General features: G+C 57.4%; 21 protein-coding genes. 14 read left to right on the forward strand and 7 right to left on the reverse strand.

Annotated features, from left to right (window positions below; translation table 11 throughout):
• Positions 1-7 precede the first annotated feature (7 nt).
• Positions 8-340: a DUF2782 domain-containing protein gene (locus ACWWD9_RS12385; RefSeq protein ID WP_041361949.1), complete on the reverse strand. Its 333-nt coding sequence runs from the start codon at positions 338-340 to the stop codon at positions 8-10.
• A 112-nt stretch (positions 341-452) separates the two neighbouring features.
• Complete coding sequence (locus tag ACWWD9_RS12390) at positions 453-1,181, reverse strand: LOG family protein (RefSeq protein WP_041361948.1); 729 nt, start codon at positions 1,179-1,181, stop codon at positions 453-455.
• Positions 1,182-1,283: 102 nt separating this feature from the next.
• Between ACWWD9_RS12390 and polA the strand changes: the two genes are divergently transcribed.
• Entirely contained in the window at positions 1,284-4,040 is a 2,757-nt protein-coding gene (gene polA / locus ACWWD9_RS12395) for a DNA polymerase I (RefSeq protein ID WP_455867200.1), read from the forward strand.
• Positions 4,041-4,083: 43 nt separating this feature from the next.
• On the opposite strand, the gene ACWWD9_RS12400 is transcribed toward polA, so the two are convergent.
• Entirely contained in the window at positions 4,084-4,368 is a 285-nt protein-coding gene (locus ACWWD9_RS12400; protein ID WP_455867201.1) for a (2Fe-2S)-binding protein, read from the reverse strand.
• A gap of 149 nt (positions 4,369-4,517) precedes the next feature.
• Between ACWWD9_RS12400 and ACWWD9_RS12405 the strand changes: the two genes are divergently transcribed.
• The gene (locus ACWWD9_RS12405) at positions 4,518-5,258 is read left to right on the forward strand and encodes a competence/damage-inducible protein A (RefSeq protein ID WP_455867202.1); all 741 of its coding nucleotides are present in this window, start codon (positions 4,518-4,520) and stop codon (positions 5,256-5,258) included.
• A complete protein-coding gene (locus ACWWD9_RS12410) occupies positions 5,258-5,518 on the forward strand; it encodes a YkgJ family cysteine cluster protein (RefSeq protein ID WP_013441208.1) in 261 nt (86 codons plus the stop codon). Before ACWWD9_RS12405 ends, ACWWD9_RS12410 begins: the two co-directional genes overlap by 1 nt.
• On the opposite strand, the gene ACWWD9_RS12415 is transcribed toward ACWWD9_RS12410, so the two are convergent.
• The gene (locus ACWWD9_RS12415; protein WP_455867203.1) at positions 5,499-6,764 is read right to left on the reverse strand and encodes an MFS transporter; all 1,266 of its coding nucleotides are present in this window, start codon (positions 6,762-6,764) and stop codon (positions 5,499-5,501) included. The genes ACWWD9_RS12410 and ACWWD9_RS12415 overlap by 20 nt on opposite strands.
• A gap of 236 nt (positions 6,765-7,000) precedes the next feature.
• On the opposite strand from ACWWD9_RS12415, the gene ACWWD9_RS12420 reads away from it, so the two are divergent.
• From ACWWD9_RS12420 to ACWWD9_RS12470, 11 genes are all read left to right on the forward strand, one after another.
• Positions 7,001-7,795: an HNH endonuclease gene (locus tag ACWWD9_RS12420; RefSeq protein ID WP_455867204.1), complete on the forward strand. Its 795-nt coding sequence runs from the start codon at positions 7,001-7,003 to the stop codon at positions 7,793-7,795.
• Positions 7,792-8,142 carry a hypothetical protein gene (locus ACWWD9_RS12425; RefSeq protein WP_455867205.1) on the forward strand — a complete coding sequence of 117 codons (351 nt, stop codon included), beginning with the start codon at positions 7,792-7,794 and terminating at the stop codon, positions 8,140-8,142. Before ACWWD9_RS12420 ends, ACWWD9_RS12425 begins: the two co-directional genes overlap by 4 nt.
• A gap of 236 nt (positions 8,143-8,378) precedes the next feature.
• Positions 8,379-9,410, forward strand: coding sequence for a tRNA dihydrouridine synthase DusB (gene dusB / locus ACWWD9_RS12430; protein WP_013441205.1), 1,032 nt, complete (start codon positions 8,379-8,381; stop codon positions 9,408-9,410).
• 2 nt (positions 9,411-9,412) lie between these two features.
• Complete coding sequence (locus tag ACWWD9_RS12435) at positions 9,413-9,646, forward strand: Fis family transcriptional regulator (protein ID WP_013441204.1); 234 nt, start codon at positions 9,413-9,415, stop codon at positions 9,644-9,646.
• 112 nt (positions 9,647-9,758) lie between these two features.
• Complete coding sequence (gene purH / locus ACWWD9_RS12440; protein ID WP_455867206.1) at positions 9,759-11,345, forward strand: bifunctional phosphoribosylaminoimidazolecarboxamide formyltransferase/IMP cyclohydrolase; 1,587 nt, start codon at positions 9,759-9,761, stop codon at positions 11,343-11,345.
• A gap of 99 nt (positions 11,346-11,444) precedes the next feature.
• Positions 11,445-12,713 (forward strand): phosphoribosylamine--glycine ligase, encoded by a 1,269-nt coding sequence (gene purD / locus ACWWD9_RS12445; RefSeq protein ID WP_013441202.1) that lies wholly within the window; start codon positions 11,445-11,447, stop codon positions 12,711-12,713.
• A 12-nt stretch (positions 12,714-12,725) separates the two neighbouring features.
• A complete protein-coding gene (locus tag ACWWD9_RS12450; RefSeq protein WP_455867207.1) occupies positions 12,726-13,271 on the forward strand; it encodes a Sua5/YciO/YrdC/YwlC family protein in 546 nt (181 codons plus the stop codon).
• A gap of 13 nt (positions 13,272-13,284) precedes the next feature.
• Positions 13,285-14,184 carry an oxygen-dependent coproporphyrinogen oxidase gene (gene hemF, locus ACWWD9_RS12455; RefSeq protein ID WP_015829304.1) on the forward strand — a complete coding sequence of 300 codons (900 nt, stop codon included), beginning with the start codon at positions 13,285-13,287 and terminating at the stop codon, positions 14,182-14,184.
• 50 nt (positions 14,185-14,234) lie between these two features.
• On the forward strand, positions 14,235-15,557 hold the full coding sequence (locus ACWWD9_RS12460) for an alanine/glycine:cation symporter family protein (protein WP_455867208.1): 1,323 nt from the start codon (positions 14,235-14,237) through the stop codon (positions 15,555-15,557).
• A gap of 48 nt (positions 15,558-15,605) precedes the next feature.
• Positions 15,606-17,012: an APC family permease gene (locus ACWWD9_RS12465; RefSeq protein WP_015829302.1), complete on the forward strand. Its 1,407-nt coding sequence runs from the start codon at positions 15,606-15,608 to the stop codon at positions 17,010-17,012.
• A 5-nt stretch (positions 17,013-17,017) separates the two neighbouring features.
• The gene (locus tag ACWWD9_RS12470) at positions 17,018-17,371 is read left to right on the forward strand and encodes a RidA family protein (RefSeq protein WP_455867209.1); all 354 of its coding nucleotides are present in this window, start codon (positions 17,018-17,020) and stop codon (positions 17,369-17,371) included.
• 111 nt (positions 17,372-17,482) lie between these two features.
• Here the strand turns inward: ACWWD9_RS12470 and ACWWD9_RS12475 are convergent, their stop codons facing one another.
• The 3 genes from ACWWD9_RS12475 to ilvD all read right to left on the reverse strand — a co-directional run bounded on the left by ACWWD9_RS12475 (position 17,483) and on the right by ilvD (position 20,854).
• Positions 17,483-17,809 (reverse strand): c-type cytochrome, encoded by a 327-nt coding sequence (locus tag ACWWD9_RS12475; protein ID WP_013441196.1) that lies wholly within the window; start codon positions 17,807-17,809, stop codon positions 17,483-17,485.
• A gap of 257 nt (positions 17,810-18,066) precedes the next feature.
• Positions 18,067-18,981 carry a D-hexose-6-phosphate mutarotase gene (locus ACWWD9_RS12480; protein ID WP_455867210.1) on the reverse strand — a complete coding sequence of 305 codons (915 nt, stop codon included), beginning with the start codon at positions 18,979-18,981 and terminating at the stop codon, positions 18,067-18,069.
• 22 nt (positions 18,982-19,003) lie between these two features.
• A complete protein-coding gene (gene ilvD, locus ACWWD9_RS12485; protein ID WP_455867211.1) occupies positions 19,004-20,854 on the reverse strand; it encodes a dihydroxy-acid dehydratase in 1,851 nt (616 codons plus the stop codon).
• Positions 20,855-20,958: the final 104 nt, after the last annotated feature.

Consider the following 20,958-nt stretch of genomic DNA (forward strand, 5'->3'; position numbering starts at 1 on the left):
CGGGATTCTAGAATCGGAACAATACCCACTTTGGAATGGAGATGGGTGGGGTTGGCCCATTGGAACGTGCCCAATCGCTTTGCTCGTCATCCTTGGTCAGATAGTAAGGCACGCCATGCGAAGGCGTCACCTTCATCATGTAAAGCTCACCGTTCATGCGGTACTCTTCAATGGTGTCCTCACCCTTCTTGGTGATGGTGACTTCTGGTTCAGGGGTGTTTTCATAGCCTGGAGGCGGTGGCGCCTCTGGCAACGGTTCAAGATTCTTGGGCAGGTCCGCGGCATGGGCGAGCCATGGCAATACCAGTGCTAAAACAACTAAATGACGAAGCAGTCGCATAATCACCTCAGGCTTTGAGCCGCCTTCACAACGAAAGCGGCGGGATGAAGGCATTCTAGCAAAAACCACCCCAAGCCGGGAAAATGGATATGCAGAACTTGTCGTACACCAATCACAGATAAAGCTGAATCTGGCGCTCGGCAGGTGACAACTCGAAGCCACGGGTTTCATAGTGCTTGAAGATGGCTTCCACCACGGCGGCGGGATCATCAATCACCTGCACCAGATCCATGTCATCCGGCGACACCATGCCTTCGGCCACCAGCGTATTGCGGAACCAGTCCAGCATGCCTCTCCAGAACGGCTCATGCACCAGAATGATAGGTATCTTGCGCGACTTGCCGGTCTGTATCAGCGTCAGCGCCTCCATCAGCTCGTCCAGCGTGCCAAAGCCACCGGGCATCACCACATAGGCTGAGGCGTATTTGACGAACATGACCTTGCGCATGAAAAAGTGGTGGAAGGTCTGGCTGATATCCTGATACTGGTTGCCCTTTTGCTCGTGCGGCAATTCGATATTGAGGCCGATGCTGGGCGAGCGGGCGTAAAACGCGCCCTTGTTGGCGGCTTCCATGATGCCAGGGCCACCGCCAGAAATCACACTAAAGCCTGCCTCGGAGAGCTGGCGCGCGATTTCTTCCGTCAGCTGGTAATAAGGATGATCCGGCGCCGTGCGGGCACTGCCGAAAATCGAGACGGCCGGGGTAATCTGTTTCAGGCGTTCGGTGGCATCGACGAATTCTGACATAATCTCGAGTGCATGCCAGGCCTCGTGCGAGGAACGTCGATGCTCGATCAGATCCGGGTCCATCAGTTTCGGGATTTTTTTTGCAGCAGACATGGGGCTTAACCTTGCGTGTTGAGGGCCTGGAAAAATGCGGGACTGGCGCATGGCATCCTGAATATCCGGCATGCGTCAGAAGTCAGTTTATGAAGGCACCTTATGAAAACATTGTTATTGGTTGACGGCTCATCCTATCTTTACCGGGCGTTTCATGCCATGCCCGATTTGCGCAACAAGCAAAACGAGCCGACCGGCGCCATTCAGGGCGTGCTCAACATGCTGCGCCGCCTGCATAAAGATTATCCGGCCGATTATAGCGCTTGTGTGTTTGATGCCAAAGGCAAAACCTTTCGTGACGACATCTACCCCGAATACAAGGCCAACCGCGCCTCCATGCCCGACGATCTGCGCCTGCAGATAGAGCCGTTGCACACTGCCATCCAGGCCATGGGCTGGCCGCTGATCGTGGAAGACGGCGTGGAAGCCGATGACGTCATCGGCGCGCTGGCGAAGCAGGCGGAGCGCGAGGGCATGCGCGTCATCATCTCCACTGGCGACAAGGATATTTCGCAGCTGGTGAATGAGCACATCACCGTCGTCAACACCATGCGCGATGCCTTCCGCAAAACCGATGAAGTGCTGGACCCGGCAGGCGTCGAAGCCAAGTTCGGCGTGCCGCCCAGCCTGATGGTCGACTACCTGATATTGATAGGCGACAGCTCGGACAATGTGCCCGGCGTGGAAAAAGTCGGCCCGAAAACCGCCGTCAAATGGCTCACGCAATACGGTTCGCTGGAAAACATCGTCGCGCATGCCGACCAGATTAGCGGCGTGGTGGGCGAAAACCTGCGCAAAGCTCTGCCATGGCTGCCGACGGCGCGCGAGCTGATCACCATACGCTGCGATGTGGGCATACAGGAGAGCCTGGAGGATCTGGCCCCACGTCCGCAGGACCGCGAAAAGCTGATCGAGCTGTTTGACCGTTTTGAATTCAAGACCCTGCGCCGCGAGCTGGACCTTGCCGTTCCCGCCGCGCAAGCACCGGTGCCTGCCATGGCAGCCCAGCCTGCAGGCACCTCGGCAGATCTGTTTGCCGCCGCTGGCGTCACCACCCGCCAGTTTGAGACCATCCTCGATGAAGCCAGCCTGCAACGCTGGCTGGACAAGATCAGCAGCGCCGCACTGGTGTGCTTTGATACCGAAACCACCTCGCTGGACCCGCTGACCGCCAAGCTGGTCGGTATGTCGTTTTCGATCAAGGCGGGCGAAGCCGCTTATCTGCCGCTAACGCATGATTACCCCGGCGCACCTGATCAGCTGCCGTTTGCCGCCACGCTGGCGCGTATCAAACCGCTGCTGGAAAACCCCGCCATCAAAAAAGTCGGGCAAAACCTCAAATACGACAAGCACGTGCTGGCCAATCACGGCATTACGCTCAATGGCATTGCGCACGACACCCTGCTGCAATCTTACGTCCTGGAAAGCCATCGAACCCATGGCATGGATGATCTCGCCATGCGCCACCTCGGTGTGCAGACCATCACCTATGAACAAGTCGCAGGCAAAGGCGCCAAGCAGGTGTCTTTCAGCCAGGTGGCCCTGGAGCAGGCCAGCGAATATGCCGCCGAAGATGCCGATGTCACCCTGCAATTGCACGAAAATCTTTATCCGCAAGTCGCCGAAGATGCCAAGCTGGAATTCGTCTATCGCCAGATCGAAATGCCGGTGCTGGACATCCTGTTCACCATCGAGCGCAATGGTGTGCTGATTGATAGCGACATGCTGAATCGCCAGAGCCATGAAATCGGCCAGAAGCTGATGGCGCTGGAGCAACAGGCTTACGAGTTGGCGGGCCAGCCCTTCAACCTGGGCTCGCCCAAGCAATTGCAGGAAATCCTGTTCGGCAAGCTGGGCATCAAGCCCCTGAAGAAAACCCCGAGCGGCACGCCTTCCACCGATGAAGATGTGCTGCAGGAGCTGGCGCTGGATTACCCCTTGCCCAAGGTCTTGCTGGAATATCGCGGCCTCGCCAAGCTGAAATCCACCTACACCGACAAGCTGCCGCGCATGATCAACCCGACCACCGGCCGCGTGCACACCAGCTATAGTCAGGCCGTGGCGGTGACCGGTCGCCTCTCCAGCTCGGACCCCAATCTGCAGAATATTCCGGTACGCACCGCCGAAGGCCGCCGCATCCGCGAGGCCTTTGTGGCGCCTGCGGGTGGGCACATCGTCTCGGCTGACTATTCGCAGATCGAGCTGCGCATCATGGCGCATTTGTCACAGGATGACGGCCTGCTGACGGCCTTTGCCGCTGGTGAGGATATTCACCGTGCCACCGCCGCCGAAATCTTTGGCGTGGAGCGCGACGCCGTCAGCAGCGAGCAGCGCCGTTACGCCAAAGTCATCAACTTCGGCCTGATCTACGGCATGAGCGCCTTCGGCCTCGCGCAAAACCTCGGCATCGAACGCCAGGCCGCGCAGAACTACATCGAGCGCTATTTCACCCGCTACCCCGGCGTGCGCGATTACATGCAAAACACGCGCGAGCGCGCCAAAGCCCAGGGCTATGTGGAAACCTTCTTCGGCCGTCGCCTGTGGGTGCCCGAGATCAACAGCCCCAACGGCATGCGCCGCGCCGGTGCCGAACGCGCCGCCATCAACGCCCCCATGCAAGGCACCGCAGCCGACCTCATCAAGCTCGCCATGATAGCCGTGCAAGGCTGGCTGGAAAGCGAAAAGCTCGCCACCAAACTCATCATGCAAGTGCACGATGAATTGGTGCTGGAAGTGCCGGATAACGAGCTGGCGCTGGTGAAGGAAAAACTGCCGCAGCTGATGCAGGATGTGGCAAAACTGGATGTGCCATTGCTGGCAGAAGTCGGGGTGGGGAGTAACTGGGAAACAGCGCACTGATCGTTCAGCACCGCAGATGTTGGTAGGCAAAGCTGGTTAAGCCCTAAGATTCCTCTGCCGGGGCCTCCGGAATATCGCCCGCGGGCGGCCCGGCGGAATCCGGCACTGCCGCAGAAACGGGCGCAGCCCCCGCGCCCTCTTCCTTCAGTTCCTTCAGATACCACTCGATATCCCATTCACAGCCGCCGCAGCCAGTCAGCGCACCCGTCCAGCGCGAGATGCCCTCCAGATCGCGCCCCTCCAGAAAAAGCTCGCGTATCTGGCCGCGTTTGGTGCCGCTGCAGTGGCATAGCACTTCGTTGTCGGGGTTGTCTTTGTCGGTGGTCATAAGCTAAATCAAGGTAAATATGCTGCCAAGTATATGACATGGCGCCCGGGTTTATGGCCTTGCATAAGCTCGTATCTTGCAAGCGCCAGCACATCGAGCCTGCATTGCCGGGCAGGATATAATGCAATTTTCGATAACGTCCACATACCATGCCAACCTTCGGTGCCTACATCATCGGCGATGAAATCCTCTCCGGCAAACGGCAGGATGCTCATCTTTCCCGGGTCATCCAGACCCTGGCCGCACGCGGCTTGCAGCTCGGCTGGGCCGAGTATCTGGGCGATGACCAGAACCATATCGCGCAAAGCCTCAAACGCAGCATGGACCGCGGCGACATCGTGCTCAGCTTTGGCGGCATAGGCGCCACGCCGGACGACTTTACCCGCCAGGCCGCTGCCGAAGCCGCGGGCCTGCCGATTGAGCGCCACGCTGGCGCAGTAGCCGAAATCGAAGCGCGCTTTGGCGAGGCCGCCTATCCCAAGCGCGTGCTGATGGCCGACTTTCCCCAAGGCGCTGACCTGATCCCTAACCCGGTCAACCGCGTGGCGGGCTTTTCACTGCGCTCGCATTATTTCATGCCCGGCTTTCCCGAGATGGCCTGGCCCATGATGGAATGGGTGCTGGATACCCACTACGCCCATCTCTTTCACCAGCAAGTGATTACAGAACAAGCAATTGTGGTGTGGGATGCCGGCGAGAGCCAGTTGATTGATCTCATGAACCACATCGTCGCCACCCACCCCGAGGTGAAACTCTTCAGCCTGCCCAAGCTGGATACGCGCCGCACCATCGAGCTCGGGGTCAAAGGCCCAGCTGAGCAGGTAGCCGCCGCCATGGCCGACATCACGCAAGGCGTGACGCAAGCCGGTTTCCCCTGGCAAGCCATGTAATGGATTGCCGCCCCGACTGCGGCGCCTGCTGCATCGCCCCCTCCATCACCAGCCCCATCCCCGGCATGCCGCATGGCAAACCAGCCGGCGTGCGCTGCATACAATTAACGGATGACCTGCGCTGCGCCATCTTCGGCCAGCCCGAGCGCCCGCACTTTTGCGGCGGCTTGCAACCGGAACCCGCCATGTGCGGCACCAGCCGCGAGCACGCCATACGCTGGCTAGGCGAACTGGAACAACTTACCCAGCCCGCGCCCTGAGCCCTAGCACGGCCAGCGCGCTCAACCCCGCCATCACCGACACATAGCCGCCTACCCAGGCTAGCCCGCCCTGCTGCACCAGCGCTTGGGAAATGGCAGGCGCCAGCGAGGCGCCGAGGATGCCGCCCAGACTATATGCAAGCCCGGCGCCGCTGTAGCGCACGGCGGCCGGGAACTGCTCGGGCAAAAATGCGCCCATGGGGGCAAAGGTCACGCCCATGAGGAATAACAGCAACGCGAGATAGGCCGTCACCAGCAACAATGAACCACTCTGCAACGCAGGTGCCAGCAGAAACCCCGCTAGCATGGCGGCCAGCGCTCCGCGCAGCAACACCGGTCGACGGCCGATACGATCACTCCAGGCAGCGGCCAAGGGCGTCGCCAGCGTCATCGCCAGAATCGCCACGCACAGCATGCCCAGAAAAACCGGGCGCGATATGCCCAGCGTGCCGGTGCCATAGCTCAGGCAAAACACCGTCGCGGTGTAAAACAGGTTGTAGCACACGCCCATCGCCAGTGCGCCCAGTAGCACGGCACGCGCATGGGTCTTCAGCAAGGCGCCCACCGGCAGGGTATGGGTGGCTTTGTGAGCCAGCACGGCGGCAAAGGCCGGCGTTTCGGCCAGCGTAAAGCGTACATACAAGCCCACCACCACCAGCAAGGCACTGGCAATAAACGGCACGCGCCAGCCCCAGGCCTTGAATTCAGCATCTGTCAGCCACAGGCTTAAACCAAGAAAACTCAAGGTCGCCAGCAAAAAGCCCACGGATGGCCCCAACTGCGGAAACATGCCAAACCAGGCACGCCGCCCCTCCGGCGCATGTTCGGTAGCCAGCAGGGCCGCTCCACCCCATTCACCGCCCAGCCCCAGGCCCTGACCAAAGCGCAACAGGCACAACACCACAGGCGCCCACACGCCCCATTCGGCATAGCCCGGCAGCACGCCTATCAGCAGCGTGCTAATCCCCATCAACAGCAACGATGCCGCCAGCGTCACCTTGCGCCCCACCCGGTCACCAAAATGCCCAAACAGCACCGCCCCCAGCGGCCGCGCCAGAAAGGCAATGCCAAAGGTCAAAAAGGCATTGAGCGACTGTGCCGCTGGCGCCTCAGCCGGGAAGAAAACCTGCCCGATCACCAGTGCCGCCGCCATGGCGTAGATGTAAAAGTCATAGAACTCGATGGCAGTGCCGATGAAGCTGGCAAAGGCGATGCGGGTGGTGGAGGGGGTAGATGTTATGGTCATGATGCATTTTAGCTTAGTTAGGAAATGGCTAAGCCGGAAACCTGATTCAACGAATGACAAAGCAAAAACATAAACTAGGCGTGACAACTTGGGTATATCAATTAGCCTCTGTCGAACATAGTGTTTAGCCGTAGATGCATTTACTTCATGCAAGCAATGATGGTGTTGTTAGAATCACTCTATATAAAAACATTTGAGGGATAGCGGCGGCATACAAGCATGGCGCACATATCACGATGGCAAACTCAACGCATTGGTCTCAAGATCAAGTAAAGCTCGCTTTTCATCTCTACTGCCAAATTCCGTTTGGAAAAATCCATAGCGGAAACAAAGACATCATCGGATTAGCCAAGTTAATTGGTCGAACGCCAAGCGCCGTTGCGATGAAAATGTTGAATATCGCCAGCCTTGACCCTTCTATTACCAGCAACGGTCGAGTTGCTCTAGGCAACGCTTCTGCGTTGGATCGTGAGGTGTGGGCTGCATTTCACGATGACTGGGAAAAACTTGCACTTGAATGCCATGGATTGAAATCCGCCCTGATTAATGACCGTGCGGATACCGACATGGATATTGAATCTGAAACTGGAGTTGAAGAAGCGGTGGATTACAGCGGCGAATCGCGCCAAGTGCTCGCCTTGCAGCGGGTAAATCAACAGTTCTTTCGACGTATGGTCTTAAGCAGCTACCAAAACCGCTGCTGCATGTCTGGTTTGTCAGTACCCCGCTTACTAAATGCCAGCCATATTGTGCCTTGGCGTGATGACACGACAAACCGACTAAACCCTAGCAATGGGCTATGCCTATCTGCGCTACATGATCGAGCATTTGATGCAGGGTTGATTACACTTTCCGATGATTACCGCATCATTCTTTCCGAGTCTATCCAACAATCAGATGACGAGTTTTGCCGGAACGTACTGCATCCATTAGCGGGAAAGATAATAGAACTGCCTCAGCGATTTTCACCATCTCCTTCTTTCATCGCTCGCCATAGAACTGAAATTTTTATAGACAACAGAGCTTCATGACCATGCCGCAAGAACAACACCATGTATTTGAATACCTCTACCGCGATGCCGCTAATTACAAGGTATATGGCCAAATATTACTTTCAGGCACTGTGCCCGAAGCCGATTGGCAAAAAGCGTTTTCACGTTTTGAAGAGGACGAATATTTCGTGCCTGAATATATAGGTCTTCCTTCACTGCAAGCGGAGTTGTGGGCTCATTCCGATGGCCCTACAGATGATGACCTGCCATGGCACAGCGTTCACTCAGTTCGGTTAGCGTCACAGCAGGATATGGATTCACTGCCTGTATGGGGGTCAAGCGAAAAACTCCTACACAACATCCACAATGCCTTGAGTTGCATTTGAGATTTGGGAGTATCGCTCCGTTTCCCATCGTAAGTACCTAGTGCCAGAAGAGCCTCCAAAAACTTCCAGCAGAAAGTAGATAGTCTTAAGGGAATCAACAAGCTAGCAGATGCATGCTTTTACTCTTGTCAAGCCCACTAATTACAATTTTTCGTTTTGCGCGCTTGCGGTTTGCATATAAAATAGGCAGCTTTTCCACAATCATCGTACGGACTTTGTCCAAGGTTTCAGCTTCAGTGCAAATCGGCCCATACAAACTCAAAAACAATCTGGTGGTTGCGCCTATGGCAGGCGTGACGGATCGGCCTTTCCGCATGCTATGCAAGAAGCTGGGGGCGGGGCTGGCTGTTTCCGAGATGGTGACGTCGAACTCGCTGCTGTATGGCAGTGCCAAGACCTTGCGCCGCGCCAACCACGAGGGCGAAGTGGAGCCGATTTCGGTGCAGATCGCCGGGGCAGACCCGAAGATGATGGCGGAAGCCGCCAAGCACAATGTGGATAACGGTGCGCAGATCATCGATATCAACATGGGTTGTCCAGCCAAGAAGATTTGCAATGTGATGGCCGGCTCAGCCTTGCTCAAGGATGAGCCGCTGGTATCGCAGATTCTAAAAGCAGTGGTGGCCGCCGTGGATGTGCCAGTCACCCTGAAAATCCGTACCGGCTGGGACAAGAACAACCGCAACGCCGTGGCCGTGGCGCGCATGGCAGAAGACATCGGTGTACAAGCCCTGGCCATGCATGGCCGCACACGGGCTTGCCTGTATAACGGCGATGCCGAGTACGACACCATTGCGGCGGTCAAGCAAGCCATCAAGATTCCGTTGATCGCCAATGGCGATATCACCACCCCGGAAAAAGCCAAGTTTGTGCTGGAATACACCCAGGCTGATGCCGTGATGATAGGCCGTGCGGCTCAGGGGCGCCCCTGGATTTTCCGTGAAATCGCGCATTTTCTGGAAACTGGCGAGCATCTGCCGCCACCCGAAGTGAGCGAAATCCATCAGGTGATGCTGGACCATGTGCAGGATCTGTATGACTTTTACGGCGAGCTGACCGGCATGCGCGTGGCGCGCAAGCATATCTCCTGGTATACCAAGGGGCTGAAGGATTCCGCGAATTTCCGCCACCACATGAATCAGTTGCAAACCGTAGACGAGCAACAGGCAGCCATCAGCCAGTTCTTCAGCCAGTTGCTGCAACACGACCAGCGTCTGCAATATGTCCCCGAGACTGAATCCTCCGACGACCAAGCGATGGCGGCCTGAATATGAGTAACAAAGACGTCGCCGCCTGTATCCGGGCTGCCCTGGATGAATATTTCAAAGACCTGGATGGCCAGCCGCCCCACGCCGTGTATGACATGGTGATGGGCTGCGTGGAAAAACCCATGCTCGAATACGTGCTGCATCGTGCAGGGGGCAACCAGAGCAAGGCCGCCGAGATTCTCGGCCTCAATCGCAACACCCTGCGCAAGAAGATGCAGCTTTACCAGATTGAATAACCGCCAGGCGGCCACGGCCGCCTCCTGCTGCGCTACATGTTTTCCTGTTTTATTTTTCCCGCTTCATTTAACGACGCATATTTACTGACCCACACAGACATCAACTGACATCATGGCCATCATCAAAAGAGCACTCATCAGCGTTTCCGACAAGGCAGGCATCGTCGAATTTGCCCAAAGCCTGCACGCCTTTGGCGTCGAAATCCTCTCGACTGGCGGCACGGCTAAGCTGTTTCGCGATCACCAGATTCCGGTGATTGAAGTCAGTGATTACACCGGCTTTCCTGAAATGCTGGATGGCCGCGTCAAAACGCTGCATCCCAAGGTACACGGCGGTCTGCTGGGCCGTCGCGATCTGCCCGAGCATGTCAGCGCCATGCAGGAAGCGGGCATCCCCAATATTGATTTGCTGTGCGTGAATCTTTATCCGTTCGAAGCCACTGTCGCCAAGGCCGACTGTACGCTGGAAGATGCAATTGAAAACATCGACATCGGTGGCCCGGCCATGGTGCGCTCTGCCGCCAAGAACTGGAAAGACGTCGTGGTGCTGACCGATGCATCGCAATACGCCGCCGTGCTGGATGAGATGAAGAGCACGGGTGGCGCCACCAGCCAGGCCACACGCTTTGCGCTGTCCGTCGCCGCGTTCAACCGCATCAGCAACTACGATGCCGCCATCAGCGATTATCTTTCCTCTATCAATAGCGATGGCACCCGCAGCGCATTCCCTGCACAAACCAATGGCCGCTTCGTCAAGGTGCAAGACCTGCGCTATGGCGAAAACCCGCACCAGCAGGCCGCGTTCTACCGCGACTTGTACCCGGCACCTGGCTCACTGGTCACCGCCGAACAGTTGCAGGGCAAGGAGCTTTCCTACAACAACATCGCCGATGCCGATGCCGCCTGGGAATGCGTGAAGAGCTTTGACAGTGGCGCCTGCGTCATCGTCAAGCATGCCAACCCTTGTGGCGTTGCCGTAGGCGCGACCGCACTCGAAGCCTACAGCAAGGCTTTCCAGACCGACACGACCTCGGCTTTTGGCGGCATTATCGCTTTCAACCAGACTGTGGATGCTGCCGCAGCAGAAGCCGTTGCCAAGCAGTTTGTCGAAGTGCTGATTGCCCCTGACTTCACGGCCGATGCGCTGGCGATTTTCAAGGCCAAGGCCAATGTGCGCGTACTCAAGATTGCATTGCCACCCGGTGGCAGCAGCGCCTGGGAGCAAGGCCGCAATTCGCACGACACCAAGCGCGTGGGCTCGGGCCTGCTGATCCAGACCGCGGACAACCACGAGCTCAGCCTGTCTGACCTCAAGGTGGTTACCCGCACACAGCCGACACCGCAACAGCTGCAAGACCTGCTGTTCGCCTGGCGCGTGGCCAAGTATGTCAAATCCAATGCCATCGTCTTCTCTGGCAATGGCATGACGCTGGGCGTGGGCGCAGGCCAGATGAGCCGTGTGGATAGCACCAAAATCGCCGCCATCAAGGCGCAGAATGCCGGCCTGTCGCTGCAAGGTTCTGCCGTGGCTTCCGATGCTTTCTTCCCGTTCCGCGATGGGGTGGACGTGCTGGCCGAAGCCGGTGCTGCTTGCGTTATTCAGCCAGGTGGCAGCATTCGCGATGAAGAAGTCATTGCCGCCGCGGATGAGCATGGCATCGCCATGGTGCTCACCGGCATTCGTCATTTCCGTCACTAAACATGCCATGCCCTGCGTATCTGGACGTGCTTTCCGATTACCCGGAGTGCGCATTGTTCAGACCGCAGGGCATTGTTCACATAGCACAGGGTTAACAACATGAAAGTACTCGTCATTGGCAGCGGTGGCCGCGAACACGCACTGGCCTGGAAAGTTACGCAAAACCCCAATATCAGCCGCGTCTACGTGGCCCCGGGCAATGCAGGCACCGCACTTAACCCGGACATGGTCAACGTTCCCGTTTCCTCGGTAGCGGATCTGCTGGAGTTTGCGCTCAAGGAGCAGATCGCCCTGACCATCGTCGGCCCGGAAGCCCCGCTTTCGCAGGGTGTGGTCGATGCGTTCCGTGCCAATGACCTGAAGATTTTCGGCCCCACCAAGGCCGCTGCCCAGCTGGAAAGCTCCAAGGACTTTGCCAAGGCCTTCATGATACGCCATGGCATCCCGACAGCGGCCTATGCCACGTTTACCGATGCCGCCGCTGCCCATGACTACGTGCGTGCGCAAGGCGCGCCTATCGTCATCAAGGCCGATGGTCTGGCCGCTGGCAAGGGCGTGGTGGTAGCGATGGATGAAGACGAAGCACACGCCGCCATTGACGCCATGCTGGCCGACAACAAGCTGGGAGCTGCCGGTGCCCGCGTGGTCATCGAGGAATTCCTGACGGGCGAAGAAGCCAGCTTTATCGTGATGGTCGATGGCAAGAACATCCTGCCACTGGCCACCAGCCAGGACCACAAACGCCTGCTGGATGGCGACCAGGGCCCCAACACCGGCGGCATGGGGGCCTACTCCCCCGCCCCCGTGGTCACCCCTGACATTCACGCCAAGGTGATGCGCGAAATCATTGCCCCCACCGTGGCAGGCATGGCAAAAGATGGCATTCCCTACACCGGCTTTTTGTATGCGGGCCTGATGATTACGCCCGAAGGCGACGTCAAGACACTGGAATTCAACTGCCGCATGGGCGACCCGGAAACCCAGCCCATCATGCTGCGCCTCAAAACAGACCTCGTGGGTCTGGCCGAGCATGCCGTCAACGGCACGCTGGATCAGGCAACGGTGGACTGGGATCGTCGCACAGCGCTGGGCGTGGTGATGGCCGCCGCCAATTACCCTGACACCCCGCGCACGGGCGATGAAATCACCGGCCTGCCGCGTGATCTGCAGGATGCCCATGTGTTTCATGCCGGCACCCGCCTGGAAGATGGCCGCGTACTGACCAGCGGTGGCCGCGTACTCTGCGTTACCGCGCTGGGCGAAACCGTGAAATACGCGCAAAGCCGTGCCTACCAGATCGCCGAAGAGATTCGCTTTGATGGCGCGCAGATGCGCAAGGATATCGGCTACCGCGCCGTTAAATCCTGAGGGTAAAAAGCAATGATGAATGCACGCGAGTTGCGGCATTACCTGCGTCATGGCGGGGTCATTGCCTATCCTACCGAGTCCTGTTTCGGGCTGGGCTGCGATCCACACAGCCGCCTGGGCGTGCAGCGCATACTGCGCCTCAAGGGTCGGCCGCAGCGCAAGGGCCTGATCCTGATTGGCGATCAGCAGACGCGCTTCAAGCGCCTGATCGCACCGTTAAGCCCCGAGCAGCAAGCGCGGGTTGCCACCACCTGGCCCGGCCCGCATACCTGGCTGGTGCCACACGCCAAAGACTGCCCCATCTGGCTGCATGGCCGTCATCCTTCGCTTGCCGTGCGAGTGACAGCACACCCGCTGTCGGCAAGACTTTGCCGCATGGCAGGCATGGCACTGGTCTCTACCAGCGCCAACAAGGCAGGCCATGCCCCGGCCAAAACCACCCGTAAATGCCGCCAGCTTTTCGGGCAGCGCGTACGCGTTATCGCCGGACTGACCGGCGGCGCCCGCAAGCCCTCGACCATACAAGACCTCATCACCGGACGCATTTTGCGCCCCTAAACCGGAGCACCGCATGAATTCCGACGCTGTATATGACTATCTGCAAGGTCTGCAAAGCCGCATCGTTGAGGCAATTGAGCTGATTGATGGCAAGAACTTCCTGAACGACAGCTGGCAGCGGCCGGAAGGCGGCGGCGGCACTTCCTGCCTGCTGGAAGAAGGTAATGTGTTTGAACGTGCCGGCGTGGGCTTTTCGCATGTAATCGGCAACAAGTTGCCACCGTCCGCCAGTGTGGCACACCCGGAAGCGGCGGGCCGCAGCTGGAAAGCCATGGGTGTTTCGCTGGTGTTTCACCCGCGTAATCCTTACATCCCCACCGTGCATATGAATGTGCGCTTTTTTGTCGCGGAAAAGCCCGGTGAAGAGCCGATCTGGTGGTTTGGCGGCGGTATGGATCTGACGCCGTATTACGGGTTTGAAGAAGACGCCATTCACTTTCACCGCCTTTGCCGCGAAGCGCTCGCGCCCTTCGGCAGCCAGTATTACCCCGCATTCAAGCAGCATTGCGATGAATATTTTCATCTCAAGCATCGCAAGGAGCCACGCGGCATAGGCGGCATCTTCTTTGATGATTTCAATGAGCTGGGCTTTGAGCAGAGCTTTGCCCTGATCCGCAATGTAGGCGATGCCTTCATTCAGGCTTACATGCCTATCGTGCAGCGCCGCAAAGACATGGCCTATGGCGAGCGCGAACGCGATTTCCAGGCCTATCGTCGTGGCCGCTATGTGGAATTCAACCTGGTGTATGACCGCGGCACGCTGTTTGGCCTGCAATCCAATGGTCGTACCGAATCCATCCTGCTTTCCATGCCACCCATCGTCAAATGGCGCTATGACTGGAAACCCGAAGCAGGCTCGCCTGAAGCCCGTCTCTACAGCGATTTCCTGATCGATAAAAACTGGCTGGGTTAGCTTGATCGGCGCGGTTTGTGCTTATAATCCCTGTAAAAAGGGAGTGATAAATGCAAACCGTTGAAAGCGTCATCGCCACATTATCCAGCTGGATCTGGGGGCCGCCCATGCTGATCCTGCTGGTGGGCACCGGCCTTTACCTGACCGTGCTGCTCAAGGGTTTGCAGTTCCGCACCCTGCCACTGGCATTCAAGCTGATTTTCAAAAAAGAAGTCGGGCACGACGGCGATATCAGCCACTTTGCCGCGCTGATGACCGCGCTTGCCGCCACCGTGGGCATAGGCAATATTGTCGGCGTTGCCACCGCCATTACCCTGGGCGGGCCAGGCGCTGTGTTCTGGATGTGGATGACTGGCCTGGTCGGCATGGTGACCAAATATTCAGAAGCCGTCCTCGCCATCAAATACCGTGAAAAAGGCCCGCATGGCATGCGCGGCGGCCCCATGTACTACCTGGCAAAAGGCGTGGGCATGCCGTGGCTGGGCGCCCTGTTCGCCTTCTTCACCGCCTGTGCCGCCTTTGGCATTGGCAATATGGCGCAGGCCAATGCCACGGCAGAAATCTTCAAATCCACCTTTCACATCCCCACCGAGCTCACCGGCTTTATCCTCATGGTGCTGACCGGCCTCGTGATCATCGGCGGCATCAAGTCCATCGGCAAGTTCACCTCTTATCTGGTGCCACTCATGATCTTGGTGTACGTGGGTAGCGGCCTGGTGGTGCTGGCCTACAACTTTAGCGAAATCCCGCATGCGTTTTATCTGATATTCCATCACGCCTTCAGCCCGGCCGCCGCCGGTGGAGGCTTTGCCGGCGCCACGGTCGCCGCCGCCATGCGTTATGGCATTGCCCGCGGCGTGTTTTCCAATGAATCCGGCCTCGGCTCGGCACCCATTGCCGCCGCCGCCGCTCGCACCAAAGACCCGGTCAGCCAGGCACTGGTCAGCATGACGCAAACCTTTATTGATACGCTGGTGGTGTGCACCATGACCGCCCTCATCATCCTCACCGCCACGGCCTGGAAGCATGGCGTCAGCGCAGGCCAGCTCACCAGCATCAGCATGGCAGAAACCCTGGGCGACACCGGCAAATACATCGTCGCCATTTCAACCGCGCTGTTTGCCTATTCCACCCTCATCGGCTGGAATTACTACGGCGAAAAAGCCGTGGAATACCTGTTCGGCTTCCGCAGTATCAAGATTTATCGTCTGGTGTTCACCCTGGCGGTCGCGGTGGGTGCCAGCATCAGCCTGGAACTGGTGTGGAATTTCTCTGATCTGATGAATGGCATGATGGCGATTCCCAATCTGATCGGCCTGCTGGTACTTTCCAAGGTGATCAAGGCGGAAACCGACCGTTACTTCAAGGCGTAGGCGACAGGCATATTTCGTGCATACTATTTTCAAAAAATAGGGGATCGCATGTTTGCACAGCTTTTTCGTACCAAGCCGATTGATACTGAAGACCGCAGCGGTCTAAAAAAATGTCTCAGCGCCTTTGACTTGGCGCTGCTGGGCATAGGATGCGCCATCGGCACCGGCATTTTCGTGCTGACCGGCATTGCAGCCGCCACCCTCTCAGGGCCAGCGGTGGTGGTCTCATTTATTTTTGCTGGCATTGCCTCTGGTTTCGCAGCGCTCTCCTACGCCGAACTGGCCGCTTCAGTAGGCGGCTCCGGCAGCGCTTATGGCTACAGTTATGTCGCCTTCGGTGAACTCATCGCCTGGATCATGGGCTGGATACTGCTGCTTGAGTATGGGGTGGGAGCGGCTGCAGTTGCCAATGGCTGGTCCGGGTATTTCATCGGTACGCTGGCGAATTTCAATATCCACCTGCCGGAACTGCTCACCAAGGCTCCCAGTCAGGGCGGCATCATCAACCTGCCCGCGTTTGGCATTATCTGGGTGCTGGCCCTGCTGCTGATCAGCGGCGTAAAACAGAGCGCGCAGGTCAATAACATCATTGTGGCAATCAAGCTCAGCACCATCGTGATTTTTGTCGGCATTGCCGCCCTGCACATTCATGCCGACAACTGGCAGCCCTTTATGCCGTTTGGCTGGTTCGACAAGCATGCAGATGGGCATACCATCGGTGTGCTGGCTGGAGCTTCCCTGGTGTTTTTTGCCTACTTTGGTTTTGATGCGGTTTCCACCGCAGCAGACGAGGCTAAAAACCCCCAGCGTGACCTGCCCATCGGCCTGATCGCTTCGCTGACCTTCTGCACCCTGGTCTACATTCTGGTCTCAGGCCTGCTGACCGGGATGGTGCATTACACCGAACTCAATGTCAGCTCCCCCGTGGCCTATGCGCTGACCAAAATCGGCTTTACCTGGTCTTCCACATTGGTGGCGACCGGCGTGCTGGCCGGCTTGATTACCGTGCTGCTAGTGCTCATGTATGGCCTCACCCGCATCCTCTATGCCATGAGCCGCGATGGTCTGATTTCCCCCGTGTTTTCCAAGCTCAATCCGGAGCGACGCACGCCGGTGCGCATCATTCTGCTTTGCGCGCTGATTATTTCCTCCATCGCCGGCTTTTTCCCGCTGGGCGAACTCGCGGAGACAGTGAACATCGGCACCCTGGCAAGCTTTGTCATGGTGTGCATAGGCGTCATGGTATTGCGAAAACGTCAGCCTGATCTCAAGCGCCCCTTCAAGAATCCATGGAACCCGCTGATTCCCCTGCTGGGCGTGATTTCATGCGGGGCATTGATGGTATTCCTGCCCAATGAAACCTGGCATCGCTTTATTATCTGGGTGCTGATCGGGATAGTGTTCTATTTTGTTTATTCCAGGCACCATAGCGTTCTCAATAAACAAGCGCGTTAATTCTTATGTCCGACCTTCAACGTTTACATCCCGGTGCCCGCTACAGCGAGGCCACCATTTTCAATGGGATGATTTACCTGGCTGGCCAGGTCCCCAACGATGGCAGTCTGGATATCCAGGGCCAAACCGCCGAAGTGCTGACCATGATCGATAACTTGCTGGCAGAAGCTGGTAGCGATAAATCGCGCATCCTGATGGCGCAGATTTTTCTGGCCGACCTGGCCGATTACGACGGCATGAACAAAGTGTGGGATGCCTGGGTGCCCGCCGGAGCGGCTCCCCCGCGTGCGACGGTAAAGGCAGCACTGGCCCGACCAGAGTGGCGGATTGAAATCGTCATAACAGCCGCCCAGCTATAGGCAGAAACATCACCTGCGACTGCGATTTCAACCTCATGCATTGAGAACTGCGAGCAACAAAAAAGCCGGTCTTTTGAACCGGCTTTTTTGTTTGAAAACTGTAATCCGTAATTACAGAGTCAGAATCCATTCAACGATAGTCTTGATGTCTTCGTCTTTTACGTGTGGGCTGTTAGGCGGCATTGGGATAGGACCCCAAACACCACTACCACCAGCCTTGACCTTGGCGATCAGCTTGGCTTCTGCTGTCTTGTCGCCCTTGTACTTGGCAGCAACGTCCTTGTAAGCAGGACCCACTACCTTGTTGGCAACACTGTGACATGCCAGACAGCCATTCTTTTGCGCCAGGGCTTCAGCGGCCTTAGCATCTGCTGCGCTTGCTTGTCCAGCCAGCATCAAAGTGCCGGCGGCTGCAACCGTCATTAATAAACCTTTCATGCTTTCTCCTTCATCTCGGTCTTGTAAAAACTACGTTAATACAACTTGTAATGATACCTAGGATTGCCTCGCCTTGGAAAGTGCTTAAGCGTTTTATTAACCCTGTCAATCTCGCGCATCACCTACACCCTATCAACGTCAATAAAGCCTGAACGTTGACCGTGTCCTGTCATGCATCACTTGCACATGCATCATTCTGACTTGCCTGACCGCCAGCCGTTCAATCCGGCTGCCAGGCGACCCCTTCGCCATGCAGGCTAGAGGTAATATTCGGTGCTGTATTCCACTTCCAGCATATGGACTTCGCCCGGTGCGACGGTGACGACATTGTCAGTCGCATTGGCAGACTCCACGCACACCATGTGGCGCCAGCCCGAATGACTGCCCAGATCGCCGATCTCGGCGGCTTTCTGTCCCCAGGGGTTCCATACCACGGTCGATTTGCTGCCGGATTTCTGCACGGTAATGCGGCGGCGCAGGCCCGGATCTTCAATCACACAGGTGCTCTCGGTATTGATATAGACCCGATCGGTTTCTTCCGTAAAGCGGATGTCGCCCTGCTGCTGCTTGACGGCATAGCCTTCCACCTTGTCCTGATACTGGGTGTTATCCAGCCCGCTGATCTTGATGACTTCAATATCGCTGACATGAAAATAGGTATGCAACGCCTCACCCAGCACAAACGGTGCAGTACCGGTATTGGTGGTGGTGAGCTGCATACGCAGGGCGGAGCCGACAATCACCGTGAGGGTGACTTCACAGTGATGCGGCCATTGCTTGCCGAGCTGCTGGGTTTCAATGAGCTGCATGATGATGCGTGTGGCGCCATCCGGATCAATGACGGTATCCACGATTTTCCACTGGGCCACGCGGGCAAAACCGTGCGGACAGAGGGATTCATCGGTGGCATGTGCACCAAACCAGGGCCAGCAGACCGGCACCCCACCGCGAATCGAGCGGCCACGAACAAAACGCGCCTGATCCGACAGCCACAATACCGGCTCTTCCGAGTGATGAGGTTGCCACTCCATGACATGCGCGCCTTGCAGGGCGATCTTGGCCGAGGCATGGGGGTTTTCAATATGAACCGTTACCAAACCATTCTGATCGGAATAGAAATGGATTTTCTGGCCAACGCCGTAACGCGCATTCAACTGCTGTATGGATTGCATCCGACTCTTGATCCTTACAATATTATTTTTCGATCTGGCTGACATCCCGCACTGCGCCGCGAGCCGCCGAGGTACTCATGGCAGCATAGGCACGCAGGGCTGGTGACACATGACGCTCACGCGCCTGTGGTTTCCAGGCATCCTTGCCGCGCGCTTCCATGGCGGCACGACGGTGCGCCAGGATTTCATCGCTCACGGCCAGATGGATGGTACGGTTGGGGATATCGATTTCGATGGTATCGCCCTCTTCCACCAGACCAATGGCGCCGCCTTCAGCCGCTTCCGGCGATGCATGGCCGATACTGAGACCCGAGGTACCGCCAGAAAAACGTCCGTCCGTAAGTAAAGCACATTCCTTGCCAAGACCTTTGGACTTGAGATAGGAGGTCGGATACAGCATTTCCTGCATGCCAGGGCCACCACGCGGACCTTCGTAACGAATGACCACGACATCGCCCGCCACGACCTTGTCACCGAGAATGCCTTCAACCGCCGCATCCTGCGATTCAAAAATGCGCGCACGCCCGGTAAATTTGAGAATGCTGTCATCCACACCGGCGGTCTTGACGATACAGCCATCCAGCGCAATGTTGCCGTACAGCACGGCAAGGCCGCCATCCTGCGAGTAAGCATGCTCCTTGTTGCGGATGCAGCCTTCCTCACGGTCCGTATCCAGCTCAGGCCACAGCATGGACTGGCTGAAAGCGATGGTGGTGGAGATGCCGCCAGGCGCAGCGCGATAGAATTTCTTCACGTCTTCGTCGGTAGTGGTGGTGATATCCCACTTCGCCAGTGCATCACCCAAGGTTGGGCTGTGCACGGTAGGCGTATCCGCATGGATATTTCCGGCGCGATTCAGCTCGCTCAAAATACCCATCACGCCACCAGCGCGGTGCACGTCTTCCATGTGGTACTTGGCAGTGGCAGGCGCTACCTTGCAGACGCAAGGCACATTGCGCGAAATGCGGTCAATATCGGCCATGGTGAAATCCACGCCCGCTTCATGCGCAGCGGCCAGCAAATGCAGCACGGTGTTGGTAGAGCCGCCCATGGCCACATCCAGGCTCATGGCATTCTCAAAGGCCTTGAAGTTGGCAATGTTGCGCGGCAATACACTTTCGTCGTCCTGCTCGTAGTAGCGCTTGGTGATCTCCACAATCAGGCGACCCGCCTTCAGGAACAGCTCCTTGCGGGCAGCGTGCGTGGCGAGTGTGGAGCCATTGCCGGGCAACGACAGGCCCAGCGCCTCGGTCAGGCAGTTCATGGAGTTGGCGGTAAACATGCCGGAGCATGAACCACAGGTAGGACAGGCCGAACGTTCAATCGCCTCGGACTCCGCATCGCTCACCTTGCTGTCAGCGCCGGCCACCATGGCATCCACCAGATCCAGCTTGTGAAAAGTGCCTTGCCAGTTGACCTTACCCGCTTCCATAGGACCGCCAGACACAAATACCACCGGGATATTCAGACGCAGTGCGGCCATCAGCATGCCAGGAGTGATCTTGTCGCAGTTGGAGATGCACACCAGTGCATCGGCACAGTGGGCGTTGACCATGTACTCAACGCTATCGGCAATGAGGTCGCGGCTGGGCAGGCTGTACAGCATGCCACCGTGGCCCATGGCAATGCCGTCATCCACGGCAATGGTGTTGAACTCCTTGGCAACCCCGCCAGCACGCTCAATTTCACGGGCGACCATCTGGCCCAGATCCTTGAGGTGGACATGGCCAGGCACAAACTGGGTAAAGGAATTGGCAATCGCAATAATTGGCTTGGTGAAGTCTTCTTCCTTCATGCCGGTAGCCCGCCACAAGGCACGGGCACCCGCCATATTGCGGCCATGGGTGGTAGTACGGGAACGGTATTCAGGCATGGCGTTAATCCGAGTGGAATCAAAAAAGTAAATTTTAACCCAGATCAACGTCGAGGACGTGAGATGTCTCTATCTTGCATCATTTGAGCGGTCCAAGCGGACCA

Source organism: Methylovorus sp. SPW-M1, from assembly GCF_053848825.1.

Coding starts and splice junctions, on each gene's coding strand:
- ACWWD9_RS12385 (WP_041361949.1), bottom strand. CDS start 340: ATGCGACTGCTTCGTCATTTAGTTGTTTTAGCACTGGTATTGCCATGG.
- ACWWD9_RS12390 (WP_041361948.1), bottom strand. CDS start 1,181: ATGTCTGCTGCAAAAAAAATCCCGAAACTGATGGACCCGGATCTGATC.
- polA (WP_455867200.1), top strand. CDS start 1,284: ATGAAAACATTGTTATTGGTTGACGGCTCATCCTATCTTTACCGGGCG.
- ACWWD9_RS12400 (WP_455867201.1), bottom strand. CDS start 4,368: ATGACCACCGACAAAGACAACCCCGACAACGAAGTGCTATGCCACTGC.
- ACWWD9_RS12405 (WP_455867202.1), top strand. CDS start 4,518: ATGCCAACCTTCGGTGCCTACATCATCGGCGATGAAATCCTCTCCGGC.
- ACWWD9_RS12410 (WP_013441208.1), top strand. CDS start 5,258: ATGGATTGCCGCCCCGACTGCGGCGCCTGCTGCATCGCCCCCTCCATC.
- ACWWD9_RS12415 (WP_455867203.1), bottom strand. CDS start 6,764: ATGACCATAACATCTACCCCCTCCACCACCCGCATCGCCTTTGCCAGC.
- ACWWD9_RS12420 (WP_455867204.1), top strand. CDS start 7,001: ATGGCAAACTCAACGCATTGGTCTCAAGATCAAGTAAAGCTCGCTTTT.
- ACWWD9_RS12425 (WP_455867205.1), top strand. CDS start 7,792: ATGACCATGCCGCAAGAACAACACCATGTATTTGAATACCTCTACCGC.
- ACWWD9_RS12435 (WP_013441204.1), top strand. CDS start 9,413: ATGAGTAACAAAGACGTCGCCGCCTGTATCCGGGCTGCCCTGGATGAA.
- purH (WP_455867206.1), top strand. CDS start 9,759: ATGGCCATCATCAAAAGAGCACTCATCAGCGTTTCCGACAAGGCAGGC.
- purD (WP_013441202.1), top strand. CDS start 11,445: ATGAAAGTACTCGTCATTGGCAGCGGTGGCCGCGAACACGCACTGGCC.
- ACWWD9_RS12450 (WP_455867207.1), top strand. CDS start 12,726: ATGATGAATGCACGCGAGTTGCGGCATTACCTGCGTCATGGCGGGGTC.
- hemF (WP_015829304.1), top strand. CDS start 13,285: ATGAATTCCGACGCTGTATATGACTATCTGCAAGGTCTGCAAAGCCGC.
- ACWWD9_RS12460 (WP_455867208.1), top strand. CDS start 14,235: ATGCAAACCGTTGAAAGCGTCATCGCCACATTATCCAGCTGGATCTGG.
- ACWWD9_RS12465 (WP_015829302.1), top strand. CDS start 15,606: ATGTTTGCACAGCTTTTTCGTACCAAGCCGATTGATACTGAAGACCGC.
- ACWWD9_RS12470 (WP_455867209.1), top strand. CDS start 17,018: ATGTCCGACCTTCAACGTTTACATCCCGGTGCCCGCTACAGCGAGGCC.
- ACWWD9_RS12475 (WP_013441196.1), bottom strand. CDS start 17,809: ATGAAAGGTTTATTAATGACGGTTGCAGCCGCCGGCACTTTGATGCTG.
- ACWWD9_RS12480 (WP_455867210.1), bottom strand. CDS start 18,981: ATGCAATCCATACAGCAGTTGAATGCGCGTTACGGCGTTGGCCAGAAA.
- ilvD (WP_455867211.1), bottom strand. CDS start 20,854: ATGCCTGAATACCGTTCCCGTACTACCACCCATGGCCGCAATATGGCG.